Origin of the sequence: Kitasatospora sp. NPDC059795, from assembly GCF_042732175.1 — a bacterium.
Lineage (GTDB): Bacteria > Actinomycetota > Actinomycetes > Streptomycetales > Streptomycetaceae > Kitasatospora.
The window spans coordinates 179046-203049 of the sequence record NZ_JBHWID010000014.1; the positions used below are offsets into that span (position 1 = coordinate 179046).

The 24004-nt window shown below is 72.9% G+C and carries 19 protein-coding genes and 1 other RNA gene; 5 read left to right on the forward strand and 15 right to left on the reverse strand.

Annotated elements, in window-relative coordinates; translation table 11 throughout:
• Positions 1-67: 67 nt before the first annotated feature.
• On the forward strand, positions 68-1423 hold the full coding sequence (murA, locus tag ACFV4P_RS26685) for a UDP-N-acetylglucosamine 1-carboxyvinyltransferase (RefSeq protein ID WP_380475225.1): 1356 nt from the start codon (positions 68-70) through the stop codon (positions 1421-1423).
• A 71-nt stretch (positions 1424-1494) separates the two neighbouring features.
• On the opposite strand, the gene ACFV4P_RS26690 is transcribed toward murA, so the two are convergent.
• The 10 genes from ACFV4P_RS26690 to ftsE all read right to left on the reverse strand — a co-directional run bounded on the left by ACFV4P_RS26690 (position 1495) and on the right by ftsE (position 12945).
• Entirely contained in the window at positions 1495-1776 is a 282-nt protein-coding gene (locus ACFV4P_RS26690) for an HU family DNA-binding protein (protein ID WP_014136004.1), read from the reverse strand.
• Between the two features lie 439 nt (positions 1777-2215).
• Positions 2216-3691, reverse strand: a complete 1476-nt coding sequence (locus ACFV4P_RS26695; RefSeq protein WP_380475227.1) for an NAD-dependent malic enzyme — start codon at positions 3689-3691, stop codon at positions 2216-2218.
• Positions 3692-4019: 328 nt separating this feature from the next.
• Positions 4020-6320, reverse strand: a complete 2301-nt coding sequence (locus ACFV4P_RS26700) for a HelD family protein (protein ID WP_380475229.1) — start codon at positions 6318-6320, stop codon at positions 4020-4022.
• A gap of 147 nt (positions 6321-6467) precedes the next feature.
• Positions 6468-6846, reverse strand: a transfer-messenger RNA (tmRNA) gene (gene ssrA, locus ACFV4P_RS26705).
• Positions 6847-6936: 90 nt separating this feature from the next.
• A complete protein-coding gene (locus tag ACFV4P_RS26710) occupies positions 6937-8223 on the reverse strand; it encodes an alpha/beta hydrolase (protein ID WP_380475231.1) in 1287 nt (428 codons plus the stop codon).
• A 79-nt stretch (positions 8224-8302) separates the two neighbouring features.
• Positions 8303-9568: an alpha/beta hydrolase gene (locus ACFV4P_RS26715; RefSeq protein WP_380475233.1), complete on the reverse strand. Its 1266-nt coding sequence runs from the start codon at positions 9566-9568 to the stop codon at positions 8303-8305.
• Between the two features lie 84 nt (positions 9569-9652).
• Positions 9653-10129 carry an SsrA-binding protein SmpB gene (gene smpB, locus ACFV4P_RS26720; protein ID WP_073815396.1) on the reverse strand — a complete coding sequence of 159 codons (477 nt, stop codon included), beginning with the start codon at positions 10127-10129 and terminating at the stop codon, positions 9653-9655.
• Between the two features lie 44 nt (positions 10130-10173).
• The gene (locus ACFV4P_RS26725; protein WP_380475235.1) at positions 10174-11292 is read right to left on the reverse strand and encodes a S41 family peptidase; all 1119 of its coding nucleotides are present in this window, start codon (positions 11290-11292) and stop codon (positions 10174-10176) included.
• A gap of 43 nt (positions 11293-11335) precedes the next feature.
• The gene (gene ftsX / locus ACFV4P_RS26730; RefSeq protein ID WP_380475237.1) at positions 11336-12244 is read right to left on the reverse strand and encodes a permease-like cell division protein FtsX; all 909 of its coding nucleotides are present in this window, start codon (positions 12242-12244) and stop codon (positions 11336-11338) included.
• An 11-nt stretch (positions 12245-12255) separates the two neighbouring features.
• On the reverse strand, positions 12256-12945 hold the full coding sequence (gene ftsE / locus ACFV4P_RS26735) for a cell division ATP-binding protein FtsE (RefSeq protein WP_380475239.1): 690 nt from the start codon (positions 12943-12945) through the stop codon (positions 12256-12258).
• A 261-nt stretch (positions 12946-13206) separates the two neighbouring features.
• Between ftsE and ACFV4P_RS26740 the strand changes: the two genes are divergently transcribed.
• Positions 13207-13401: a hypothetical protein gene (locus tag ACFV4P_RS26740; protein WP_073815405.1), complete on the forward strand. Its 195-nt coding sequence runs from the start codon at positions 13207-13209 to the stop codon at positions 13399-13401.
• Between the two features lie 161 nt (positions 13402-13562).
• Here the strand turns inward: ACFV4P_RS26740 and prfB are convergent, their stop codons facing one another.
• From prfB to ACFV4P_RS26755, 3 genes are all read right to left on the reverse strand, one after another.
• The gene (prfB, locus tag ACFV4P_RS26745; RefSeq protein ID WP_380475241.1) at positions 13563-14666 is read right to left on the reverse strand and encodes a peptide chain release factor 2; all 1104 of its coding nucleotides are present in this window, start codon (positions 14664-14666) and stop codon (positions 13563-13565) included.
• A 34-nt stretch (positions 14667-14700) separates the two neighbouring features.
• Positions 14701-15948, reverse strand: a complete 1248-nt coding sequence (locus ACFV4P_RS26750) for a serine/threonine-protein kinase (RefSeq protein WP_380475243.1) — start codon at positions 15946-15948, stop codon at positions 14701-14703.
• Positions 15949-16078: 130 nt separating this feature from the next.
• Positions 16079-17917 (reverse strand): protein kinase, encoded by a 1839-nt coding sequence (locus ACFV4P_RS26755; protein WP_380475244.1) that lies wholly within the window; start codon positions 17915-17917, stop codon positions 16079-16081.
• A gap of 342 nt (positions 17918-18259) precedes the next feature.
• On the opposite strand from ACFV4P_RS26755, the gene ACFV4P_RS26760 reads away from it, so the two are divergent.
• Positions 18260-20962 (forward strand): FtsK/SpoIIIE domain-containing protein, encoded by a 2703-nt coding sequence (locus ACFV4P_RS26760; protein WP_380475294.1) that lies wholly within the window; start codon positions 18260-18262, stop codon positions 20960-20962.
• A gap of 21 nt (positions 20963-20983) precedes the next feature.
• On the opposite strand, the gene ACFV4P_RS26765 is transcribed toward ACFV4P_RS26760, so the two are convergent.
• Complete coding sequence (locus ACFV4P_RS26765) at positions 20984-21517, reverse strand: M15 family metallopeptidase (RefSeq protein ID WP_380475246.1); 534 nt, start codon at positions 21515-21517, stop codon at positions 20984-20986.
• 143 nt (positions 21518-21660) lie between these two features.
• Between ACFV4P_RS26765 and ACFV4P_RS26770 the strand changes: the two genes are divergently transcribed.
• Together ACFV4P_RS26770 and ACFV4P_RS26775 are read left to right on the forward strand one after the other, a co-directional pair.
• A complete protein-coding gene (locus ACFV4P_RS26770) occupies positions 21661-22323 on the forward strand; it encodes a response regulator transcription factor (protein ID WP_380475295.1) in 663 nt (220 codons plus the stop codon).
• The gene (locus ACFV4P_RS26775) at positions 22320-23456 is read left to right on the forward strand and encodes a sensor histidine kinase (protein WP_380475248.1); all 1137 of its coding nucleotides are present in this window, start codon (positions 22320-22322) and stop codon (positions 23454-23456) included. Before ACFV4P_RS26770 ends, ACFV4P_RS26775 begins: the two co-directional genes overlap by 4 nt.
• Here the strand turns inward: ACFV4P_RS26775 and ACFV4P_RS26780 are convergent.
• Positions 23407-23940 carry a hypothetical protein gene (locus ACFV4P_RS26780; protein WP_380475250.1) on the reverse strand — a complete coding sequence of 178 codons (534 nt, stop codon included), beginning with the start codon at positions 23938-23940 and terminating at the stop codon, positions 23407-23409. The genes ACFV4P_RS26775 and ACFV4P_RS26780 overlap by 50 nt on opposite strands.
• Positions 23941-24004 lie beyond the last annotated feature (64 nt).

The following is a 24004-nucleotide window of genomic DNA, read 5'->3' on the forward strand; positions in this document are numbered from 1 at the left end:
TGGCGAAGGGCCGTTCCCTCAGCTCCCCAGCCGAAAACCTCCCCTGCGCACCCGGATTGCGAGAACGATGACCGACGACGTCCTGCTGGTCCACGGCGGAAACCCGCTCGAAGGCGAGATCCAGATCCGCGGCGCCAAGAACCTGGTCCCCAAGGCCATGGTCGCCGCGCTGCTCGGCCAGGGCCCCAGCAGACTGCGCAGCGTTCCGGACATCCGGGACGTCAAGGTCGTCCGCGGCCTGCTGCAGCTGCACGGTGTCACTGTCCGCACCGGCGACGAGGAGGGCGAGCTGATCCTCGACCCGTCGCACGTCGAGAGCGCCAACGTGGCGGACATCGACGCGCACGCCGGCTCCTCGCGCATCCCGATCCTGTTCTGCGGCCCGCTGCTGCACCGCCTCGGCCACGCCTTCATTCCGGGCCTGGGCGGCTGCGACATCGGCGGCCGGCCGGTGGACTTCCACTTCGAGGTGCTCCGCCAGTTCGGCGCCACCATCGAGAAGCACCCCCAGGGCACCTACCTGGTGGCCACCCAGCGGCTGCGCGGCACCAAGATCGAGCTGCCGTACCCGTCGGTCGGCGCCACCGAGCAGGTGCTGCTGACGGCGGTGCTCGCGGAGGGCGTCACCGAGCTGCGCAACGCCGCGATCGAGCCGGAGATCGTCGACCTGATCTGCGTGCTGCAGAAGATGGGCGCGATCATCTCGCTGGGCACCGACCGCACCATCCTGATCACCGGCGTCGACGAGCTGGACGGCTACACCCACCGGGCGCTGCCGGACCGCCTGGAGGCCGCCTCCTGGGCGTGCGCGGCGCTGGCCACCAAGGGCGACATCTACGTCCGCGGCGCCGAGCAGATCCCGATGATGACCTTCCTGAACACCTTCCGGAAGGTCGGCGGCGCCTACGAGATCGACGACGCGGGCATCCGCTTCTGGCACCCGGGCGGCGAGCTCAAGGCGATCGCCCTGGAGACCGACGTCCACCCGGGCTTCCAGACCGACTGGCAGCAGCCGCTGGTGGTGGCGCTGACCCAGGCCACCGGCCTCTCGATCGTGCACGAGACGGTGTACGAGTCGCGGCTCGGCTTCACCGGCGCGCTGAACCAGATGGGCGCGCACATCCAGCTGTACCGCGAGTGCCTGGGCGGCACCCCGTGCCGGTTCGGCGCGCGCAACTTCAGGCACTCCGCGGTGGTCTCCGGCCCGTCCAAGCTGATGGGCGGCGAGCTGGTCATCCCCGACCTGCGCGGCGGCTTCTCGTACCTGATCGCGGCGCTGGCCGCCGAGGGCACCTCCACGGTGCACGGCATCGACCTGATCAACCGCGGCTACGAGAACTTCATGGACAAGCTGCGCGACCTGGGCGCGCACATCGAGCTGCCGTCGGAGGTCGACTCGGCCGAGGTCCAGCTGACCGCCTGACGCAGGGCCCGAACACGCCGGTGGCCGGCCTCCCCGAGGGGAGGCCGGCCACCGGTGCGTTCAGCGGAGGGTCACTTGCCCTTCGCGGCTTCCTTCAGCTTCGAGCCGGCGCTCACCTTGACGCTGAAGCCCTCGGCGATCTGGATCGGCTCGCCGGTCTGCGGGTTGCGGGCGGTGCGGGCGGCGCGGAGGGTGCGCTCGAAGGTCAGGAAACCGGGGATGGTGACCTTCTCGTCGCCCTTGGCGACGACCTCGCCGGTGATCTCGGCGAAGGCGGCCAGCACGGCGTCGGCGTCCTTGCGGGTCACCTCGGCGCGCTCGGCCAGCGCGGCCACCAGCTCACTGCGGTTCATGTGTACTCCTGTGGTCTGTTGCTCTGCCGTGCGCGGAGGCATGGCCGGTCCGCGCGACGGTGCTCGTTCAGGCGAGGGGTGGTCAGGGGCCGGGCTCGCACCGCGAAGCGCCGCAAACTGCCCGCCTGGGTACGAATCCTGCCCCGACCGGCACTGAGAAAGCCAATCGGGCACCGGCGTGGTTGACCCGAACAGCGCCCACCGGACAGAGGTGTGACGCTCCGTCGGCTCCGGGGTGGCCGGGGTGGGCGGCGGCCGGGACGACACGCCGTGGCACAACCGGGGACGTTCCGTACTTGTCGGACACGCCGCCTCGTGCCAGGGCTACCGTACGCCCTGTCACCGACAAGCCCAAACACGCCCCTTTCCCTTGTGTCGCAAGGGATCCGGCACGTTCGTCGCAATCCGGCCGCGGCGAACGTGCCGGGAGCTCACCGGCTCAGAGCTGAACGGCCGGGAACGCGGCGGTGTCGAGCGTTCCGACGATGCCCGAGGTGGGCTTCACGGGGGCCGTCTCGGCGTCCCCACGGGCCGCCACGGCGGCGTCCCGGACGGCCGAGGCGACGGTCTTGGCCACGCCGGGGTGGAAGACGCTGGGGATGATGTAGTTCGGGTTCAGCTCGTCGTCGGTGACGGTGGTGGCCAGCGCGCGGGCGGCGGCCAGCATCATCTCGGTGTCGACGCTGCTGGACTGGGCGTCCAGCAGGCCGCGGAAGACACCCGGGAAGACCAACACGTTGTTGATCTGGTTGGGGAAGTCGCTGCGGCCGGTGGCCACCACCGCGGCGGTCCGGCGGGCGACCGCCGGGTCGACCTCCGGGTCGGGGTTGGCCAGCGCGAAGACGATCGCGTCCTCGGCCATGGTGGCCAGGTCGTCGCCGTCCAGCACGTTCGGGGCGGAGACGCCGATGAACACGTCGGCGCCGGCCACGGCCTCCTTGAGGGTGCCGGTGCGGCCGGAGCGGTTGGTGTTCTCGGCGATCCAGCGCAGGCTCTCGTTCAGGTCCTCGCGGCCCTGGTGGACCACGCCCTGCACGTCCGCGACGGTGGCGTGCGCGACGCCCGCGGCCATCAGCAGCTTGAGGATCGCGGTGCCGGCGGCGCCCGCGCCGCTCATCACCACGCGGATCTCGCCGATCTCCTTGCCGACCACCTTCAGCGCGTTGGTCAGCGCGGCCAGCACCACGATCGCGGTGCCGTGCTGGTCGTCGTGGAAGACCGGGATGTCCAGCGCCTCGCGCAGCCGGGCCTCGATCTCGAAGCAGCGCGGCGCGGAGATGTCCTCCAGGTTGATGCCGGCGAAGCCCGGGGCGATGGCCTTGACGATCGCGACGATCTCGTCGGCGTCCTGGGTGTCCAGGCAGAGCGGCCACGCGTCGATGCCCGCGAAGCGCTTGAACAGCGCCGCCTTGCCCTCCATGACCGGCAGCGCGGCCTTCGGGCCGATGTTGCCCAGGCCCAGCACCGCGGAGCCGTCGGTGACCACCGCGACGGAGTTGCGCTTGATGGTCAGGCGACGGGCGTCCTCCGGGTTCTCGGCGATCGCCATGCACACCCGGGCCACGCCCGGGGTGTAGATCATGCTGAGGTCGTCGCGGTTGCGGATCGGCAGCTTCGAGGACATCTCGATCTTGCCGCCGAGGTGCATCAGGAAGGTGCGGTCCGAGACCTTGCCGATGGTGACGCCGTCGATCGCCCGGAGCTTCTCCACGATCTCCTCGCCGTGCGCCACCGAGGACGCCGCGACGGTGACGTCGATCCGCAGCGCCTCCAGGCCGGACGCGGTGACGTCGAGGCCGGTGACCGAGCCGCCGGAGGACTCGACCGCGGTGGTGATGGAGCTCACCGCGTTGCCGGTGGCCGGCACCTCCAACCGGACCGTGATCGAGTTCGAGACACTGGGCACCGTCGCCATCGACGTCCTTCTTCCTAGAATCAGCAGGCCGTGACCGGCCCGGTAATCGCGCAGCATGCTAGGTATCGATCGTCGCACCTACCGACCGCTTGCCAGAAATAACGTTCATTGAGTGTGCGGATCCGACAAACCGCCCCCGCCCGGTCAGGCGGCCTCCTTGCCCGCGGGCCGGGATGCGTTACATTGGAACGGCACCGGCTCGATCCAAGCCCCCGGGCCCAACCTTCGTCCCTTCGAGGGACCACTTGCCGCGAGGCGAGCATGGCGGGTCGGTGTTCAGCTTCACGAAGGCCCCCCACCTCCTGGTGGGGGGCCTTCGTGCGTGCGCCTACTTCAGCAGCGCGGGGACACCGGCTGCGTCCGGCAGGTCGTCCGGGCCGGACAGCACGGTCAGCCGCTGGGTGGCGCGGGTCAGCGCCACGTACAGCACCCGCAGGCCCGCCTCCGACTCGCCCGCGATGCCGGTCGGGTCGGCGACGACGGTGGCGTCGTACTCCAGGCCCTTGGCCTCCAGGCTGCCCAGCGCCACCACCCGCTCGCCCAGGCCCTCGGCCCAGGACGCGGCCTCCGCGCGGCGGTCCATCGGGACGACGATCGCGACGGTGCCGTCCACCTCGCCCAGCAGCCACTCCAGCTCGGCCCTGGCGGCCTTGCCGAAGGACTCCGCGCCGGTCTCCCGGACGGCCGCGAACCGCGGGCGGACGCCGGTCGCCCGGACCGCGCTCGGCGACGGGGTGCCCGGCGCGGCCAGCGCCAGCACCTTCGCCGCCACCTCGGCGATCTCCGCCGGGTTGCGGTAGTTCACGGTCAGCGTGTGCCGGCGGCGCGGTTTGCCCGCCAGCACCTCGTCCATCGCCGCCTGCGCCTCCTCGGGGAACGGCCAGGACGACTGCGCCGGGTCGCCGACGATGGTCCAGGTCGCCATCCGGGAGCGGCGGCCGATCATCCGCCACTGCATCGGCGTGAGGTCCTGCGCCTCGTCGACGATCACGTGCGCGTACTCGCGGCGCTCCTCGGGGATCCGCTCGCGCTCGCGCCTGCCGTACGCCCGCTCGCCGTACGTGGTGACTTCCTCCAGCCCGGTCAGCAGGTCGATCGCGTCGACCTCGCGGACCTTCGGGCGGGCCGGCTCGCCGAGCAGCACGTGCAGCTCGTCCACCAGCGCCACGTCGTGCGCCGACAGGTCGCCGGTGCCCCGGTCGTCCAGGTGCCGCCAGGACGCCGCCAGCAGGCGGGACTCGTCCGGGGTGACGGCGCGGCGGGCGATCCGGTTGGTGTGCCGGTGCTGGCGCAGCGTGGCCAGCACCCGGCGCGGGGTGACGGCCGGCCACCAGGCGTCCAGGAAGTTCAGGAACACGGCCTCGTCGGAGACGTACTCGTCGAAGGTCTCGCGTTCCTCCTGGCGCTGCTCGCGCTCGGCGTAGCCGGCCGGCTTCGGCAGGTCGCGGATCGCCTCCGACCAGAGCGCGTCGAGCAGCAGGCGGCGGGCGCGCGGGCGGAGCAGGTTGAGCGGGGTGCCGCCGCCGCCGACCACGTTGCCGCGGACGGCCTTGAGCCGGCCGGCGTCCAGCCGCAGCGCCTGGCCGCGGGCGAACACCTTTAGCTCGGTCGGCGCGCCCAGTTCGAGGGCGGCCCGGGCGGCCCGGCGCAGCAGCTGGACCATCCGCGAGGAGCCCTTGATCCGGGACACCTCCGGACTGTCGTAGCGGCCGGCCTCGATGCCGTCGACCAGGCTGCCGACCGCACGGATCGCGACCTGGCCCTCCTCGCCGAGCGAGGGCAGCACGCCCTCGGTGTAGGAGACCAGCAGCGCCGTGGGGCTGACCACCAGGATGCCGCCCGCGTAGCGGCGGCGGTCCTGGTAGAGCAGGAACGCGGCGCGGTGCAGGGCGACGGCGGTCTTGCCGGTGCCGGGGCCGCCGGTGACCAGGGTGGCGCCGGCCGCGGCGGCCCGGATCACCTCGTCCTGTTCCTTCTGGATGGACGAGACGATGTCGCGCATCGTGTGGCCGCGGGCCCGGCCGAGGGTCGCCATCAGCGCGCCGTCGCCGACCACGGCGAGTTCCTCGCCGCCCAGCGTCGGCGTCAGGTCGGGACGCAGCAGGTCGTCCTCGACGCCGATGACCTTGCGGCCCTTGGAACGGATCACCCGGCGGCGGATGACCCGGCCCGGTTCCAGCGGCGTGGCCCGGTAGAAGGGCGCGGCCGCCGGGGCCCGCCAGTCGATCACCAGCGGGCCGAACTCGGCGTCGAGCACGCCGAGCCGACCGATGTGCAGGCTCTCGGCGACCGCCGGGTCGGCCGGGTCCATCGGGGTCTGCGAGGGGATCCCGTGTTCCTCGGGCGCGTCGGCCTGCTGGAGGTCGATGCGTCCGAAGAGGAAGTCCTCGAACTCGTTGTTGAGTCGTTGCAGGTGCGCGCCGGCGCGGTACACCTGGGCGTCGCGCTCGGCGAGTGCGCCCGGTGTGCCCACCTGCACGCGCTTCGCGGCGTCCTCCAGGATGTACTCCGCCTCGGCGAGCTTCTCCTCCAGCCGTTGGTAGACGGTGTCGAGATGCTGCTGTTCCCCCGCGATCTCGCGGTCGCGGACAGTGTCGGTGTGGTGCTCGGCAGAGCCGTACGCGCCCAAGGAGCCCCCAGAGGTGCGGAGAAAAAGGCGGACGGACGATCTTACGGGATGAACTGTTCCGCGGACGAGGACCCCCCGGCCCGGAAGCGCCCCGGACGCACGAGAGCCGCCCTCCGGACGGAGGACGGCTCTGCGATGCACATGGGGTGGTGGAGATGCCGGGAATCGAACCCGGGTCCAGTGGAGAGGATTCAGGACTTCTCCGAGCGCAGTCCGCTGTGAGTTTCTCGGCCCTGGCAGTCACGCGGACAAGCCGCCAACAGGCCCAGCCACTGTTTGATTTCCCCGCCATCCCCGTGGCCGGGGTGGAAGGTTGAGTTCCCTAGATTATGCCAGGATCCGGGTCGGGAACGCCCCGGGCTGACACCCATTCACTTTCGCAGATCAGGCTGCGAGAGCGAACTGCTGGGAATCGCGCTTAGAGTTGGCGATTATATTTTTGCGACAGATGGTTAACGAGATCATTGCCGCGTTCCTCGGCTCGCTTCTCCTGTTTCGACAGCCACTGTCGAAACCGATCATCCCCATGTTTTATTGACAAACAGCACCGTCGGGCGAGGCCCTCCGGGTGATGCGCTGCCATAGTACTCGGGCGGCGCGTCAAGGGTCCAGCGCATTAACCAGCGGCGGCCGGCGGATTCGTCCCGGCCGCCCCCGGGGTGCCCAACTGCTGGGCCAGCCAAGGCAGTCGGCGTTCGAACGCGCCCGCCGCGAACTGCCAGGCGTGCCGTCCGGGCTCGACGCTCAGCCGGGTGCTCAGCCCGGCCTTCCCGGCCGCCGCCTCCAGCTGCTTGGCATGTGCGAGCTGCCCGCTCTCCTGGTCGCCGACCTCGAACAGCCCGGTCACCCCCCGGTACTTGCCGCGGTGCGCGGCCAGCACGGTCTGCGGGTCGTACGCGGCCCAGGCGGCGGCGTCGCCGCCGTACAGCTGCGCGATGGTCTGCTGCTTGTCGCCGATGTACGGGCCGAGGTCGCCGGAGATGTCCAGGAAGTGGCCGAACACCTCGGGGTGGGCGGCGGTCAGGGTGATCGCGCAGGTGCCGCCCATCGACCAGCCGGCCATCGCCCACTTCTTCGGGTCGGCGGAGGCGTTGAAGGTCTTCTCGACGTACTTCGGCAGGTCCTTGACCAGGTGGTCGGCGGCGTTCCCGGCCGGGCCGTCCACGCACTCGGTGTCGACCTTGAAGCCGCCGGTGGCGTCCGCGAACACCAGCACCGGGGAGAAGCCGTTGTGCTGGGCGGCGTAGGCGTCGGCGGTCTTCACGGCGTTGCCGGCCCGCACCCAGTTGTCGGGGGCGGCGAACTCGCCGCCGACCATCTCCACCACCGGCAGCTTGGGCCGCGTCTTGCTGCGGAACCAGGCCGGCGGCAGGTACACCAGCTCCTGCCGGTGCGCGAAGCCGCTCGGCACCGCGGGGACGTCCACCGCGACGACCCGGCCGGTGCCGGTGCGGCCGGTGGTGTGCAGCGCCTGGTCGAGGGTCATCTGGTCGGGCACCGGGGAGCCGGAGAGTTCGCCGATCGCGTCGCCGATCGTCGGGTAGTAGCCGGTCGCCGCGTTCAGTGTGTTGGCCCCGGCGAGCACCGCCAGCAGCACCGCGACGGGCGCCGCCGCCCACTGCCACCAGCGCGACCCGCGCCGGCCGAGCAGCACCGCGAGCACGGCCAGCAGCGCCACGCCCAGCCAGGCCCACAGCGCGGCCGGCAGCGGGTCGGTGATCCCGGACAGTTCCAGCAACCCGACCGCGAGCAGCGTCGCCGCACCGGCGGCCGCGCCGACCGCCACCGGCAGCCGGCGCAGCCACCAGCGTCGTCCGGGCCGGCCGATCACGGTCAGCAGCGCGGCGACGGCGAGCGCGCGCACCGTCCACGGGAACCAGCCGTCCAGCAGCGAGATGTCCACCCGGGGATGGTAGGCGGCCGGACGGCGGCGCGGCGGGCGGCCGGACGGACGGTGACGAAGCTGCGACAGTGCGGGCCGGTCAGCCGCCCGTGCCCTGCAGGCCGAGTTCCTGGGCGAGCCAGGGCAGCGACAGCTTGAAGGCGAACGCGCCGAACTGGAAGTCGTGCTTGCCGGGGTGGACCTCCTCCTTGGTGGTCATCCCGGCGGCCTTGGCGGCCTTGTCCAGCTCTTTGGCGGCCTGGATGTGCTTGGGCTCCTGGTCGCCGTTGAGGAAGTAGCCGCTGGAGTTCTGGTAGGTGCCCTTCTTGGCCTTGCCCAGCACCGTCACCGGGTCGTGGGCCTCCCAGGCGGCCTCGTCGCCGCCGTACAGCTCGTCGATGGTCTCCTGCTTGCTGCCCAGGTTCGGGCCCGCGTCGCCGGAGATGTTCACGAAGTGGCCGAACACGTCGGGGTGGACGACCGCGAGGTCTGTGGCGCAGGTACCGCCCATGGACCAGCCGACGACGCCCCAGGAGCGCGGGCCGGAGGCGGTGCCGAAGGTCTTCTCGATGTACGGCGGGACGTCCTTGACCAGGTGGTCCTCGGCCCGGCCGGCCTTGCCGTTGACGCACTCGGTGTCGGACTTGAAGTTTCCGGTGGCGTCGACCATCACCAGGATCGGGGCGTAGCCGTTGTGCGCGGCGGCGTACTCGTCGGCGGCCTTGATCGCGTCGCCGGCCCGTATCCAGTTGTCGGGGGCGGAGAACTGACCGGCGATCATCTCGACCACCGGCAGCTTGGGGCGGACCTTGGTGCGGAACCAGGCGGGCGGCAGGTAGACCAGTTCGTGGCGGTGCTTGAAGCCGCTGGGCTCGGCGGGGACGTCCACCGAGACGACCCGGCCGGCTCCGGCCTTGCCGACGGTGGTGAGGGCCTCCTCCAGGCTGATCTGCTGCGGCACCGGGGCGCCCGACAGGTCGCCCACCGCGGCGTCCACGCTGGGGTAGTAGCCGGTGGAGATGTTGATCGAGTTGGCGGCGCACAGCAGCGACAGTGCGGCCGCCACCGGCACCGACGCCATGTTCCACCACTCGGCGTCGCGGAAGCCGGCGGCCAGCCCGCCGAGCCCGAGCAGGGCGCAGCACAGCCAGAACCAGAGGCCGAACGGCAGCGGGTCGTCGATGCCGCCGAACAGGGCGACCAGCAGCGCGATCAGCGCGGTCAGCCCGACGGCGGCGCCGGCCACCCAGGGAAGTCTGCGGCGCAGCCAGAACGGACTGAGCCGGAACAGTGCCCCCGCGACCGCCACCAGAGCCAGGATCCGCAACGTCCAGGGCAGCCAACCGCTCAGCAGTGAGATCTCCACCCGCAGATGGTACGCAGGCTCCAACTGTCCGCGTACAACCGGGAGGTATCGCCGCTGACGTGCAGTCAGTCGCCGCCGGGCGGTTCAGCTCTGGCGGCGGCGGGCCGCGGCGACGGCGCGGTCGGACTCGCGGCGGTCCTGGCGCTCGCGCAGGGTCTGCCGCTTGTCGTAGAGCTTCTTGCCGACGGCGAGGGCGATTTCGAGCTTGGCGCGGCCGTCCTTGAAGTACAGGGACAGCGGGACCAGGGTGTGGCCGGTCTCCTTGGCCTTGGACTCGAGCTTCCGGATCTCCATCTTGTGCAGCAGCAGCTTGCGCTTGCGGCGGGCCGAGTGGTTCGTCCAGGTGCCCTGGGTGTACTCGGGGATGAAGACGTTGTCGATCCAGACCTCGCCGCCCTGGATGTACGCGTAGCCGTCGACCAGGTTGGCCCGGCCCTCGCGGAGCGACTTGACCTCGGTTCCGGTGAGCACCATGCCGCACTCGTAGGTGTCGAGGATGGTGTACTCGTGCCGCGCCTTCTTGTTCTGCGCGACCAGCTTCTTGCCCGTTTCCTTTGCCATAGCTCCGCCATTCTCGCATTTCGTGGGCGGCCTCGGCAGCCCCTTTACGGCGCGCCGGGCGCATCGGCCGGGCTGAGCCCGTCCAGCACGCGCAGCGCGAGGTCGTCCGTCCCGTTGTCGTCGCCGGCGGGGGCGGGGACGTCGGGCTGGACGCCGGTGCCGTCCGGGGAGCGGCCGGCCGGGGTCCGGTAGCGGCCGACGGTGAGTTCGAGGACCGAGCCGTCGGCGAGCCGGCTGGGCTGCTGGACGGTGCCCTTGCCGAAGGTGCGTTCGCCGACCAGGACGGCCCGGGAGCGGTCCTGGAGGGCGCCGGCGAGGAGTTCGGCGGCGCTCATGGTGCCGCCGTCGACCAGCACCACCAGCGGGACGGAGGTGTCGCCGCCGGGGGCTGCGGTCAGTTCGCGCTGTTCGCCGTGCGCCTGGTAGCTGGCCACGGGGCCGCCGTCGAGGAACGCGGAGGCGACGCCGACGGCCTCCTCGACCAGACCGCCGGAGTTGCCGCGCAGGTCCAGCACCACGCCGTGGGCGCCCGCAGCGGCGGCGCGCACCTGGCCGGCCACGCCCTGGGTGAAGGCGTGCACGGCGATCCGCGCGACCCCGGGGCGGGGGCGGTCGGTCTCCACCTCGCGGACGGCCAGTTCGGCGCGGGTCAGGCCGAGTTGGCGCACCTGCCCGTCGCCGCCCTGCACGCCGAGGCGGACCTCGCTGCCGGCCGGGCCGCCGCGCAGCCGGGAGACCACCTCGGTGACGGGCAGCCGGTCGGCGGGGACGCCGTCCACGCTGATCAGCCGGTCGCCGGCGGTGATGCCGGCCCGGTCGGCGGGCGAGCCGGGCAGCACCTCGGCCACCTCGGTGGGTCCGTCGCCGGCGCGCTGCACGGAGAGCCCGACGCCCGGGTAGCGGCCGCCGGTGAAGTCCCGGTACTGCTGCGGGCTGAGGTACGCCGCCCACCGGTCGCCGCTGGAGCCGACCAACTGCCGGGCCTCCTGCGGGCTGAGGTCGGCCCCGGACAGGTCGGCGCCGCGGACCCCGTCGGACGACAACGGGGCCCGGGGCGAACCGATCGGCTCGCCCCAGGCCCCGGAAGCGGCTCCGGCGAACAGCACGGCGCCGAACACCAGGCCGAGGGTCATCCCCTGGCGTACTCGCGGAGCGGTCGGCATGCCAGCGAGTGTAGGGCCACTCGCGGGCGGTGCCGACGGCCCGTCAGACCTTCAGGTACTTGCGGAGGGTGAAGAACGCCGCGATGCCGGCCATCGCCATACCGACCACCACCAGCAGCGGAATGACCGCCAACACCGAGGACAGGCCGATGAAGTGGATGAACAGCACCTTCTTCGCCAACCACCCCTGGATGAAGAAGTGCCCACCCAGAAGCAGCAACGAGGCCAGCGTCGCACCGAGCAGCGCGGAGAACGCGGCCTCCGCGATGAACGGCATCTGCACGTAGAAGTTGGACGCGCCGACCAGCCGCATGATGCCCGTCTCGCGTCGTCGGCTGAACGCCGACACCCGGACGGTGTTGACGATCAGCAGCAGCGCCACGCAGAGCATCAGCGCCATGATGACGAAGGCGGCGGTCTGCAGACCGCGCAGCAGGCCGAACAGGTTCTCCAGGATCTTGCGCTGGTCCTCGACCGACTTGACGCCGGGCTTGCCGGCGAACCGGCTCTGGATGACGTCGTACTTGGTCGGGTCGTCCAGCTTGATCCGCCAGGACGCCGGCAGCGCGTCCGCGCCGACCGCCGCGAGCAGCGGGTTGTCCGGGTTGGACTCCTTGAAGTGCTGGAACGCCTCCTGCGGGGTCTCGAAGGTGGCGCTCTGCACCAGTGGCGTCATCTTGTCCAACTCGGCCTTGACCTGCTGGATCTGGTCGTCGGTGGCCGCACCGGCCGCGCACTGGGGCGCGTTGTGGTCCGCCTTCGCGCAGAAGTAGATGCTGACCTCGACCTTGTCGTACCAGTAGTCCTTCATGGAGTTGACCTGGTCGCGGACGAGCAGCGAGGCACCGGCGAGGGCGAGCGAGAGCGCGACACTGACCACGACGGCGATCGTCATGGTCAGGTTGCGGCGGAGACCGACGCCGATCTCCGACAGAACGAACTGGGCGCGCATGCTTCTCTCTTCTAGCTCTGGTAGCCGTAGACGCCGCGGGCCTGGTCGCGAACCAGCAGGCCCTTGTCGAGCTCGATGACGCGCTTGCGCATCTGGTCGACGATCGCCTGGTCGTGGGTGGCCATCAGCACGGTGGTACCGGTCCGGTTGATCCGGTCCAGCAGCTTCATGATGCCGACCGAGTTCTGCGGGTCGAGGTTGCCGGTGGGCTCGTCGGCGATCAGCAGCATCGGACGGTTCACGAACGCGCGGGCGATCGCCACGCGTTGCTGCTCACCACCCGAGAGCTCACCGGGCATCCGCTCCTCCTTGCCGCCGAGGCCGACCAGGTCGAGCACCTCGGGCACCACCTTGTTGATGGCGCTCTTCGGCTTGCCGATGACCTCCAGGGCGAACGCCACGTTCTGCCCCACGGTCTTGTTCGGCAGCAGGCGGAAGTCCTGGAAGACGGTGCCCAGTTGGCGCCGCATGTGCGGCACCTTCCAGTTGGAGAGCTTGCCCAGGTCCTTGCCGAGCACGTACACGTCACCGGTGGACGGGCGCTCCTCGCGCAGACACAGGCGCAGGAACGTCGACTTGCCCGAACCGGACGAGCCGACCAGGAAGACGAACTCGCCCTTCTCGATCTCCAGCGAGACGTTGTCCAGGGCCGGACGGTTCTGCTTGGGATAGGTCTTGGAGACGTTGTCGAATCTGATCACGGCTGCATCACGGGGGCCATCCTAGGTGGATCGGAGCCAGTGACCATACGCGACGTCCGAAAGCACCCGCAGTGACCGAGCAGCTACCGTACGGGGTTTCGCGAGCTGCGGTTCCGGTTCGGACCCGAAAGTGCGAGCCAGGTCACAGGTCGACAACCCTTCCCCTCCGGGGGCTCAGGTGTCCGGAACCTGGCAGAGTGGTAGGAGAGTCGGAACCGAAGCCGCCTCCGGCACGTTGGCTATGCAGCAAGGAGGACACGCATGACCTGCGACCAACTGGTGTGCGCCAACTGCAACGGCCGCGTCATAGACGGACGCTGCCCGGTGTGTCGCGCCAACCGCGCCCGGCTCCAGCAGGAGCAGCACGGGCCGTTCGCCACGCTCAACCCGACGGTGCTGCTGGTCGTCCTGTGCGCCGCGGTGCTCGCACTGGCACTGCTGATGATGACGCGCTGACCCGAGACCACAGAAGAGAAGGGCCCCACCGCCGAAGCGGTGGGGCCCTTCCTCATTCCTCATTGCCTACCGGGCTCAGCTCTCCCGCTGCTTGCGCCACCGGATGCCGGCCTCGATGCTGCGTCCTTCGTTCATCTCAGCCGGCCTCCTCCCTTGCAGCGTCAGCTCTCCCGCTGCTTGCGCCACCGGATGCCGGCTTCGATGAAGCCGTCGATGTCGCCGTCCAGCACGCCCTGCGGGTTGCCGACCTCGTGCTCGGTGCGCAGGTCCTTGACCATCTGGTACGGGTGCAGGACGTAGGAGCGCATCTGGTTGCCCCAGGAGCTGCCGCTGTCCTTGAGCGCGTCCATCGCGGCGCGCTCCTCCTGGCGGCGCCGCTCCAGCAGCTTGGCCTGGAGGACGTTCATCGCCGAGGCCTTGTTCTGGATCTGCGAGCGCTCGTTCTGGCAGGAGACCACCACGCCGGTCGGGAGGTGGGTGATGCGGACCGCGGAGTCGGTGGTGTTGACGCCCTGGCCGCCGGGGCCGGAGGCGCGGTACACGTCGATGCGCAGGTCGCCCTCGTCGATGTCGACGTGGTCGGACTGCTCGACGACGGGGAGCACCTCGACGCCCGCGAAGGAGGTCTGGCGGCGGCCCTGGTTGTCGAACGGGGAGATGCGCACCAGGCGGTGGGTGCCCTGCTCGACGGAGAGGGTGCCGTAGGCGTAGGGGGCCTTGATGGTGAAGGTCGCGGACTTGATGCCGGCCTCTTCGGCGTACGAGGTGTCGTAGACCTCGGTCGGGTAGCCGTGCCGCTCGGCCCAGCGCAGGTACATGCGCATCAGCTGCTCGGCGAAGTCGGCGGCGTCCACGCCGCCGGCCTCGGCACGGATGTTGACCAAGGCCTCACGGGCGTCGTACTCGCCGGAGAGGAGCGTGCGGACCTCCAGCTCCTCGACGGCCTTCTTGACGGACTCCAGCTCGTGCTCGGCCTCGACGCGGGTGTCCGCGTCGTCCTCGGCCTCGGCGAGTTCGAACAGGACGCCCAGGTCCTCGACGCGGCTGCGCAGGGTCTCCACCTTGCGCAGCTCGCCCTGGAGGAAGGAGAGCCGGCTGGTGACCTTCTGCGCGTTCGCGACGTCGTCCCACAGGGTGGGGGCGGCTGCCTCCTCCTCCAGGGTTGCGATGTCTGCCCGGATCTTGTCCAGGTCGAGGACTGCCTCGATCGACGACATGGTCGAGTCGAGGTTCTTGAGCTCTTCGGAAGGATCGACGGCTGCCACGCCTCAAGGGTAATGGTTCGCCGGGGGGGCTCGGCTACAACCGGGGGTACCAGGTGCTCGACACCGCTCCGGCCGCATGCGCGGGGGCCTCGGCGGCGAACGCCGTCCAGGCGGCCGCGGCCCCCGCGAACAGCAGGATCACCGCGATCAGCACGGCCAGCGTGCGGCGGCGGCGGATCAGCTGGGCCCGGGTGCGGCGGTGGGCGGGCGCGGGCTGGGTGCGCTGGGCGCGGGACTCCTCCGCGTAGGAGGCGAGCTCCCCGGCGGACGGGCGGCGCAGGCTGGTGTGGGTGTCCCGGGTGGAGTCGGGGGTCGGCCCGGGCACCAGCGGGACGGCGGGCCCGCGGCGGCGGCGGTGGGTGCCGCGGCCGGCGTCGGCCTCGGCGTAGACGGCCTCGCCGGGGGTGGGCGCCTCCTCGGTGACGGCGCGCTGCGCGGGCACCGCGAGCGGGCCGACGCCGGCCAGTTCGGGCAGCAACTCGCGCAGCCGGGAAGCGAGTTCGGCGGCGCGCAGCCGGGAGGCGGGGGCCTTGGCGAGACATTCGGAGATGATCCGCCACAGGCCGTCCGGCATGCCTTCGACCGGCGGGACGTTCTCGGTGACGTGCCTGCGCAGCACCGCCCCGGTGTGGCCGCCGCCGAACGGGGTGGCGCCGGTGAGCAGTTCGTAGAGCACGGTGGCGAGGGCGTAGATGTCGACGGCGGCGCGCGGCTCCAGGCCCTCGATGATCTCGGGGGCCAGGTAGTCGGGAGTGCCGATGATCCGGGTGGCCCGGGTGCGGCGGGGGGCGTCGACCAGGCGGGCGATGCCGAAGTCGGTGAGCTTGGCGCGCGGCGCGCCGCCGGGGCCGGGCGGGGCGGCCAGGTCGAGCAGCACGTTCTCCGGCTTGACGTCGCGGTGCACGATGCCGGCGGCGTGCGCGGCGGCCAGGCCGTCGGCGACGTCGGCGATCACCGAGGCGGCGACCAGCGGGTCGAGCACGCCGTCGCGTTCCAGCCGGGTGCGCAGGTCGGTGCCCTGGACCAGGTCCATCACCAGGGCGAGGTCGCTGCCGTCGACCACCATGTCGTGCACCCCGACCACCCGCGGGTGGTCGAGGCAGGTCAGGGCGGTGCGTTCCTGGACGAAGCGGCCGACCAGGACCTGGTCGGCGGCGAGGTCCTCACGCAGCAGCTTCACCGCCACCGGCCCGTCCGGGCCCTCGCCGAGCCACACCGTGCCGGCCGAGCCGCGGCCGATCACCTGGTGAACCGTGTACCGGCTGCCGATCTTGCGTGCCAATGCTGCTCCGTGGGCTCGTGAGGTCGGTGCTCGACGAACAACCTACGCGCCCGCGGGGCCCCGGGGGGCCGTGGAGGGCCCCCCGAGCGGTTCCGATCCGGTGGAATTTCGCGGGATTGTCGACAAAGCGTCAATTCGAACCGGTGAGGCCGCCGATCCAGCCCTTCGCCGAATCGAACCAGCCCACCACGTTGTCCCAGTAGTGCGGCAGCGGCGTGAAGTTCCACAGCGCCAGGCAGCCGAGCGCCAGCACCACCAGCACCACCAGGCAGCCCTTGGCGCAGCCCAGGCCCGGGATCCACATCCGGTTGCGGCTGCGGCGGCGCGGCTCGCGCTCCCGCTCGCGGGACGGCTCCGGCTCCCGGTACGGCGGCTCCTGGCGGCGCGGCGGGGCCGGCTCGGCCCGGCGCTGCGGCGCGCCGTAGCCCTGCGGGCGGCCGTCGTAACCGGGCGGCGGGCCGGCCTGCTGGGCCTGGTACGGCGGCGGCGCGACCGGCGGACGGCCGCCGCGGCCCTGCTGGGGGTGCCCGCCCTGCGGGGGCTGCCCGCCCTGCTGGGGGTGCCGGCCGGCCTGCGGCTGGTAGGGGCCCTGCGGCTGGGCGTACCGGCCGCCGCCCGGGGGCTGCGGCGGCTGCTGCTGCGGGTGCGGGGCCTGGTACGGCGGCGGGGCGACCGGCGGGCGCTGCCCGGGCGGCGGGTACTGGCCGGCCTGGTAGGGGTGCGGCGCGACCTGCGGTGCGGCGAGGTCCTCCGGCTCGAAGTAGCCGATCCGGGTCTGCTCGTTGCGGTCCCGGGCGGCCTGCATCTGGGTCTGCCACGGGTGCGGGCCATCCGGCTGCGGCGGCTCGGGGGCCGCGGCCGGCATGGACGGCATGGACGGCATCACCCTGGTCCGGTCGGCGGGCGAACCGGGCGGGCCCGGCGGGGGGCTCATCAGCTGGGTGCGGTCCTCGGCGCCGGGGACGGCCTGGTGGGTCATGACCTGGGTGGCGGCCGCCGGGTCGTACCCGTTGCCGTTGGCGGGCGCGGGCGCGGGCGCGGGCGGCGGGGCGAGCGCCGGGTCGGGCAGCAGCAGCGCGCCGACCGCGAGCGCGGCGTCCACGGCGGCCGGGGAGGAGTGCACGCCGATGCCGGCCGCCACCACCCGCAGCGCCTCGGCCAGCGAGACGGCGGTGGGCCGCTCGGCCGGGTCCTTGCGCAGGCAGCGCTCGACCACCGTCCACAGCGGCTCGGGCATGGCGCGGGGGCGCTGCGGCTCCTGCGCGAGGTGGGCCTGGAGGACGGCCAGCGGGTTGTCGCCCTGGAACGGCGGGCGGCCGGTGACCAGCTCGTACAGCATGATGCCGGCGCCGTAGACGTCCACCGCGGCGGTCTGCGGGCGGCCGTCGGCGGACTCCGGGGCGACGTACACGGGGGTGCCGACGAACTCGTGGGTGCGGGTGATGCCCGGGGAGTCGGCGAGGCGGGCGATGCCGAAGTCGGTGAGCATCGGGTACATCTGCTCGCCGCCGTCGACGGCCAGGGTGGCCAGCAGCACGTTGGCGGGTTTCAGGTCCCGGTGGACCACGCCGTCGGCGTGGCTGGCGGCCAGCGCGTCGGCGATCTGCGCCATCAGCAGCGCGCCGGCGATCGGCGACAGCGGGCCGGACTCGCGCAGGTAGCGGAACAGGTCGGGGCCGTCGATCAGGTCCATCACCAGGGCGAGCAGCTCGCCCTCGACCACCAGGTCCCGGGTGCGCACGATGTTGGAGTGGGTGAGCCGCAGCAGGACGGAGCGCTCGCGCAGGAAGCGCATCACGACGTCCGGGTCGGCGGCGAGTTCCTCGCGCAGCACCTTCACCGCGACCGCCTGGCCGGGCTCCAGGCCCGGGACGACGACGTCCTCGCGCACCCGGCCGCGCCAGACCGTGCCGGTCGCTCCGCGTCCGAGGCTCTCCTCGAGCAAGTACTTGCTGCCGACAGGCCGCACCTGTGCACTCCGTTCGGTCACCTGGCGCCCGCTGCCGGGGCCGCGTTCCGGCACTCCCCCGTTCCCGTGAACGGCGCCGGGGCCTTGGGGAACCGCCCGCGTGCGAGGGCTCCCGTATTTTCGGCAACTCTAACGGTGCCCGCGCGGGTTTCCGAGGTGTTGCCGGGGCCGGTCGCGCACTGTCGGCCACCTGGGGAGTCCCGGTGTCCTTGACCTGACCCGGCGTCGGATTCACCATGGCGATGATCGCAAGATCGTCAAATCCGGTACCGTGCGCGGACTGTCCGTCCCGAGTGGCAGGATGGCTGGCACCACACGTGTGCAGAAGGGACCCCGGGCGTGATGCAGATCCGGCTCACCGTCCTTCGACCGCGCAGCGGCCCGACCGGCCCCGGGAGCTCTGCCGACGTCCTGGTCACGGCCCCGGCCGGCACCGCGCTCGGCGCCGTCGCCACCGCCCTGGCCGGCGCGGTCGGCGTCCGCGGCCCGCGCTCCGCCACCCACGTCCACCTGTACGCGGGCGAGGAACGCCTGGACGAGCAAATGCCGTTCGGCCACCCGCCGTTGGTCGACGGCGCCGTCCTCGCCCTCGGCGAACCCGACCCGGACACCGAGGACACCGCCGGGCAGCCCGCCGCCGAACTGCGCGTGGTCGGCGGCCCCGACGCCGGCGGCGTCCACCGCCTGCACGGCGAACGGATCCGGATCGGCCGCTCCACCGAGGCCGACGTGCCGCTCGACGACCCGGACGTCTCCCGCCTGCACCTCGCCCTGCACCTGACCGCCGACGGCCACGCCACCGTCCAGGACCTCGGCTCCACCAACGGCACCCTGCTGGACGAGCGCTACCTGCGCGAGGAGAGCGCCGAACTCGCGCCCGGCGCGCTCCTGCGGATCGGCGAGTCCACCCTCCAACTCGCCCACCCCGCCGACATAGCGGCCCGCACCACCACCCCCGACGGCGAGGGCCGGCTCCGGCTCGCCCCCCGTCCCACCGCCCGCACCGCGCCCGGCCGCCCCACCGCGCCGCCCACGGTCGACGAGGCACCCGAGGCCACCCACGGCGGCGGATTCGGCGGCCGCTGGCTGCGCCGCACCCGGCCCGAGCCGCCCGCCGTCGACACCGACCGCCAGCACGCCACCGCCCGCCTGCGGCAGGCCGCCAACCAGCGCGAACGCTTCCCCGACCCGGCCGCCCTGCTGCTCGCCGCCCTCGGCACCGGCCCCCGGCTGTGGGAACGCGGCCCCGACCACCCCGACGCGCTCACCCTGCGCCTCGGCACCGCCGACCTCCCCGGCGGCCCCGGCACCGCCCCCGGCACCCTGCTGCCCGCCGTCCCCGCCACCGTCGACCTGCAGACCGCCGGCAGCCTCGGCCTGGCCGGCCCGCGCCACCGCCTCACCGGCCTGGCCCGCGCCGCGCTCGCCCAACTCGCCGCCCTGCACCCGCCCAGCGGCCTCACCCTGGTCGTGGTCGCCCCCGAGCACCACGCCGAGGACTGGGCCTGGGCCCAGTGGCTGCCCCACCTGCGGCCCGCCCACGGCCAGGCCTGCCGGCTGCTGTACGGCCTCGGCCCCGAGCAGGCCGAGGCCCGCCTCGGCGAACTCGCCTCCGCCACCGCCACCGCGCCCGCCACCGTCGTCCTGGTCGACGGCGACCCCGGCACCGACGCTGCCCGGCGCGCCCTCGGCCTGCTGCTCCGACAGGGCCCCGCGGCCGGCGTGTTCGCCCTCTGCCTCGCCGAGACGCCCGAGGAACTCCCCACCGGGCTCGGCGCGTTCGGCCTCATCACCGGCGAGGTCGCCACCCGCCTCACCCTCGACCGGCCGGTCGGCGGCACCCGCGAACGCCTCACCGACATCGCCCTCGACGCGGTCTCCCCCGCCTGGGCCGAACGCCTCGCCCGCACCCTCGCCCCGCTGCGCGAGGCCGCCACCGACGGCGAGACCGCCCGCGGGCCGCTCCCCGAAGCCCTGCGCCTGCTCGACCTGCTGCGCTCCGAATCCCTCTCCCCCGCCCGGCTCGCCGAGAACTGGAACGCGCTGCCCGCCGGCGCGGGCGCCGCCGCCGCGCTGCTCGGCACCGCGCGCGGCCCGGCCGGCGAGGAGACCTGCGCCGTCGACCTCGCCGAGGACGGCGACCACCTGCTGATCGGCGGCGGCCCCGGCTCCGGCAAGTCCGAGCTGCTGCGCAGCCTCGCCGCCTCGCTCGCCGTCTCCGAACGCCCCGACCGGCTCGCCCTGCTGATGATCGACGGCGACCGCGCCGAGGACGGCGGCCTGGCCGGCTGCACCGACCTGCCGCACGTCACCGACCACGTCAACGCCGCCGAGGACCCGCGCGGCGCGCTGCTCGCCGCCGAACGCCTGCTCGACGAACTCTCCCACCGCGAAGCCCTGTTCGACGGCCTCGGCTTCACCGACTGGCACTCCCGGCGGCTCTTCGACAAGGCGCCCGCACTGGTCGGCGGCCCGGCCGGCGACCGCGTCCGCGTGGTCGAACCCCGCCGCTCTCCCGACAACCCGCCCGCCGACGCCGCCCCCGCCCGCCTGGTCGTCGTCGTCGACGACTACGACGCGCTGCTCGGCCCCGCCTCCCCCGGCGGCCGCCCGCTGGCCCGCGCCCTGGCCGCCGCCGCCACCCGCGGCGCCCGGCTCGGCGTCCACGTGATCGCCACCACCGGCGAGCCCGAGGCCACCACCGGCACCGAACTCGACGAGGCCGCGCAGCTGCGGATCGCCCTGCGCACCGAACAGCCCGGCGACTCCGACCTGCTCATCGACCTCCCCGACGCCGCCGCGCTGCCCGGCAGCACCCCCGGCCGCGGCTACCTGCGCCGCCCCGACGGCGCCGTCACCGCCTTCCAGGGCGCCCGGGTCAGCGGCCGCATCCCCCGCACCGCGACGCTCAGACCGACCGTCGTCGCCCAGCGCCTGGAGGACCACGGCGCCGCCCCCTCCCCCCGCCCCGTCCGCGAACTCGGCAACGGCCCCACCGACCTCGCGCTGCTCGCCTCCGCCCTCCGCCGCGCCACCGAGAGCTGACCGCCGCCGCCCGGACGCCGCTCAGCCGGCGGCGTCCGGGAGCTGCGACGGGCAGCGGCCGCCCGGCGTGGTGAGCAGCTCGAAGTGCCACATCTCGTTGGCGTACACCTGGCACAGCCCGTACTTCGCGCCCTTCCGGTTCAACCAGTCGTCGGCATCGGTCGGCCCGACGTCCACCGCCTTGCCCGACACGTGCGCGGACTTCTCCGGCGTGTTCACGTACCGCCGCGCCAGCTCCGGACTGCCGTGCTTCGCCACCGCGGCGTCCAGCAACCGCTGCTGGTACCCCCGGCTGCGCCACCCCGAGGTGATCCGCAGCTCGATCCCCTGCGCCTTCGCGTCGGTGGCGGCGGTACGCAGCGCGGCGAGCAGCGCCGGATCGAGCTTGCCGACAGCGGGCGAGTCGGTGTCGAACGGGCTGGCCGAGACACCGGCGGCCAGCTCCCCGTCGGCCGCCCGCGCCCGCTCCGATCCCCCCACGGCAACCACCGCCACCGCACCGAACACCGCCACCGCCCCCACCCCGGCAACCGCCCACCGCGTCGTCTTCCGCATCTCCGCCTCCTGCTCCGTACACGTGCTTCCGGGTTCCATTGCAGGGACAGCGCTGTTGCGAGGGCGTCTGCGTTTCCGGATACGTTTTCGACACGCGGTGTCGGGTTCAATGGATGTCCGATTGCCGAGGAGCGGAGCTGTGCGTGCGGGTGCTGGTGGTGGAGGACGAGGAGTACCTCGCCGAGGCCGTGCAGGCGGGGTTGCGGTTGGCGGCGATCGCCTGCGACGTCGCGGGGGACGGCGAGGCGGCGTGGGAGCGCCTGGAGGTGCACCGGTACGACGTGGTGGTGCTGGACCGGGACCTGCCGGGGATGTCGGGGGACGAGGTGTGCCGGCGGATCGTCGCGGCGGGCCTGGGCTGCCGGGTGCTGATGCTGACGGCGGCGGCCCGGCTGGACCAGAAGGTGGCGGGCTTCGAGCTGGGCGCGGACGACTACCTGACCAAGCCCTTCGACCTGCCCGAACTGATCGTCCGACTGCGGTCGTTGGCGCGCCGCCCGGAGCAGTCCGCGCCTCCGGTGCTGGAGTTCGCGGGCCTGCGGCTGGATCCGTTCCGCCGCGAGGTGTTCCGCGACGGCCGCTATGTCGCGTTGCCGCGCAAGCAGTTCGCGGTGCTGGAGGTGCTGATGGCGGCGCGCGGCGGCGTGGTGAGCGCGGAGGACCTGTTGGAGCGGGCCTGGGACGAGCACGCGGACCCGTTCACCAACGCGGTGCGGATCACCATCTCGGGCCTGCGCAAGCGTCTCGGTGAGCCGTGGGTGATCCACACCGTGCCGGGTGTCGGCTACCGCCTGGACGCGGCGTGAGCCGCCCGCGTCGGTTGACCGCCCGGATGCGGCTGACGTTGAGCTACACGCTGTTCACCGTGACCACCGGCGTGCTCTGCCTGGGCGTGGTGTACGTCGGGATGAAGTACGTCCCCAACTATCCGTTGACGTCGGCGAATCCGCGCTACCGCTCGGACGCCCCGTCGCGGCAGGAGATCCTGCGTTCGCTGCTCACGGCGGAGGCGTTCGCGCTGGTGCTGCTGACGGTGGTGGGGATGGCGGGCGGCTGGCTGGTGGCCGGGCGGGTGCTGCGGCCGTTGCAGGAGGTGACGGCGGCGGCGCGGCGGGCGTCCGGCGGGGATCTGCGCCATCGGATCGCGTTGGCGGGGCCGCGGGACGAGTTCACCGATCTCGCGGACGCGTTCGACGAGATGCTGGCCCGGCTGGAGCGCTCGTTCGAGGCGCAGCAGCGTTTCGCGGCGAACGCCTCGCACGAGCTGCGCACGCCGTTGGCGATCGATCGGACGATGCTGCAGGTGGCGGCGGCCGACCCGGCGGGGCAGGACTGGCCGCGGCTGGTGGGGCGGCTGCTGGACACCAACCGGCGCGGCATCGAGGTCACCGAGGCGCTGCTCCAGCTCGCCGAACTCTCGCACGGCACACCGGAGTCGGCGCCGCTGGAGCTGTCCGCGACGGTCCGCGAGGCGCTGGCGGCGGTGGCCGCCGAGGCCGCCGACCTGGGCGTGGTCGTCACCGACGAGCTGGCCGCCGCCCCGGCCGTCGGCAACGAGGTGCTGCTGCGGCAGGCGGCGGTGAACCTGCTGCAGAACGCCGTCCGCCACAATCTGCCGACCGGCGGCCGGGTCGAGGTCGCCACCGGCGCGGACCCGGAGCACCCCGGCCGGGTCCGGTTGACGGTGCGCAACTCCGGTCCGGTGCTGGAGAGTTCGCTGGTCGCGACGCTCACCGAGCCGTTCCTGCGCGGCGGCGGCCGGACGGCGCGGCGCGGCCGGGCGCGGCGGGGGCACGGCCTGGGGCTGGCGATCGTCGCGGCGGTCACCGAGGCGCACGGCGGGCAGCTGCGGCTGGCGGGCAACCCGGACGGCGGTCTGACGGCGGTGCTCAGCCTGCCCGGTAGGGCAGGTAGTGGGGCTGCGGGCGCGGCCAGCTGAGGTCGAGGAAGAGCGGGTAGTCCTCGCGTTCCAGGCAGCGCAGCAGGAACGCGGGGAAGGCGCCGCGGGTGGCGTACCACTGGCCGGTGTCGCTGACCACGGCGATCGGCCAGCGGTCGGGGTCGGGGCCCTGGGCGAGGAAGAACCAGGCGCCGCCGAAGTGGTCGGCGCCCCAGCCGATCAGGCCGCCGGGTTCGGGGTGGTACGGGAACGGGTCGAAGTCGTGGTTGCGCTGCTGGCCGGGCTGCCAGCCGTACCAGAGCCCCCACAGCTCCCGGGCCTCGTCCGCCGTGCCGTCGACCGGCCCGAGGACGGTCAGGAAGCCGTCCAGCGTGCCGGGGCCCCAGCGGTCCACGAACGTCTTGTAGCCGCTCGGCAGGCGGACCCCGAGGAACTCCTCGGCGGCGTCCCAACTCCCTTGCGGGGCCTGCCGGTCGGGCTCGCCGAGCAGCGCGGCCAGTCGGTCGAACACAGCCTCCGTCATGCCGGCCATTGTGCCGCAGAAGCCGAACAGGCCCACGAACCCACAGAACCCGCAGAAGCCGGAA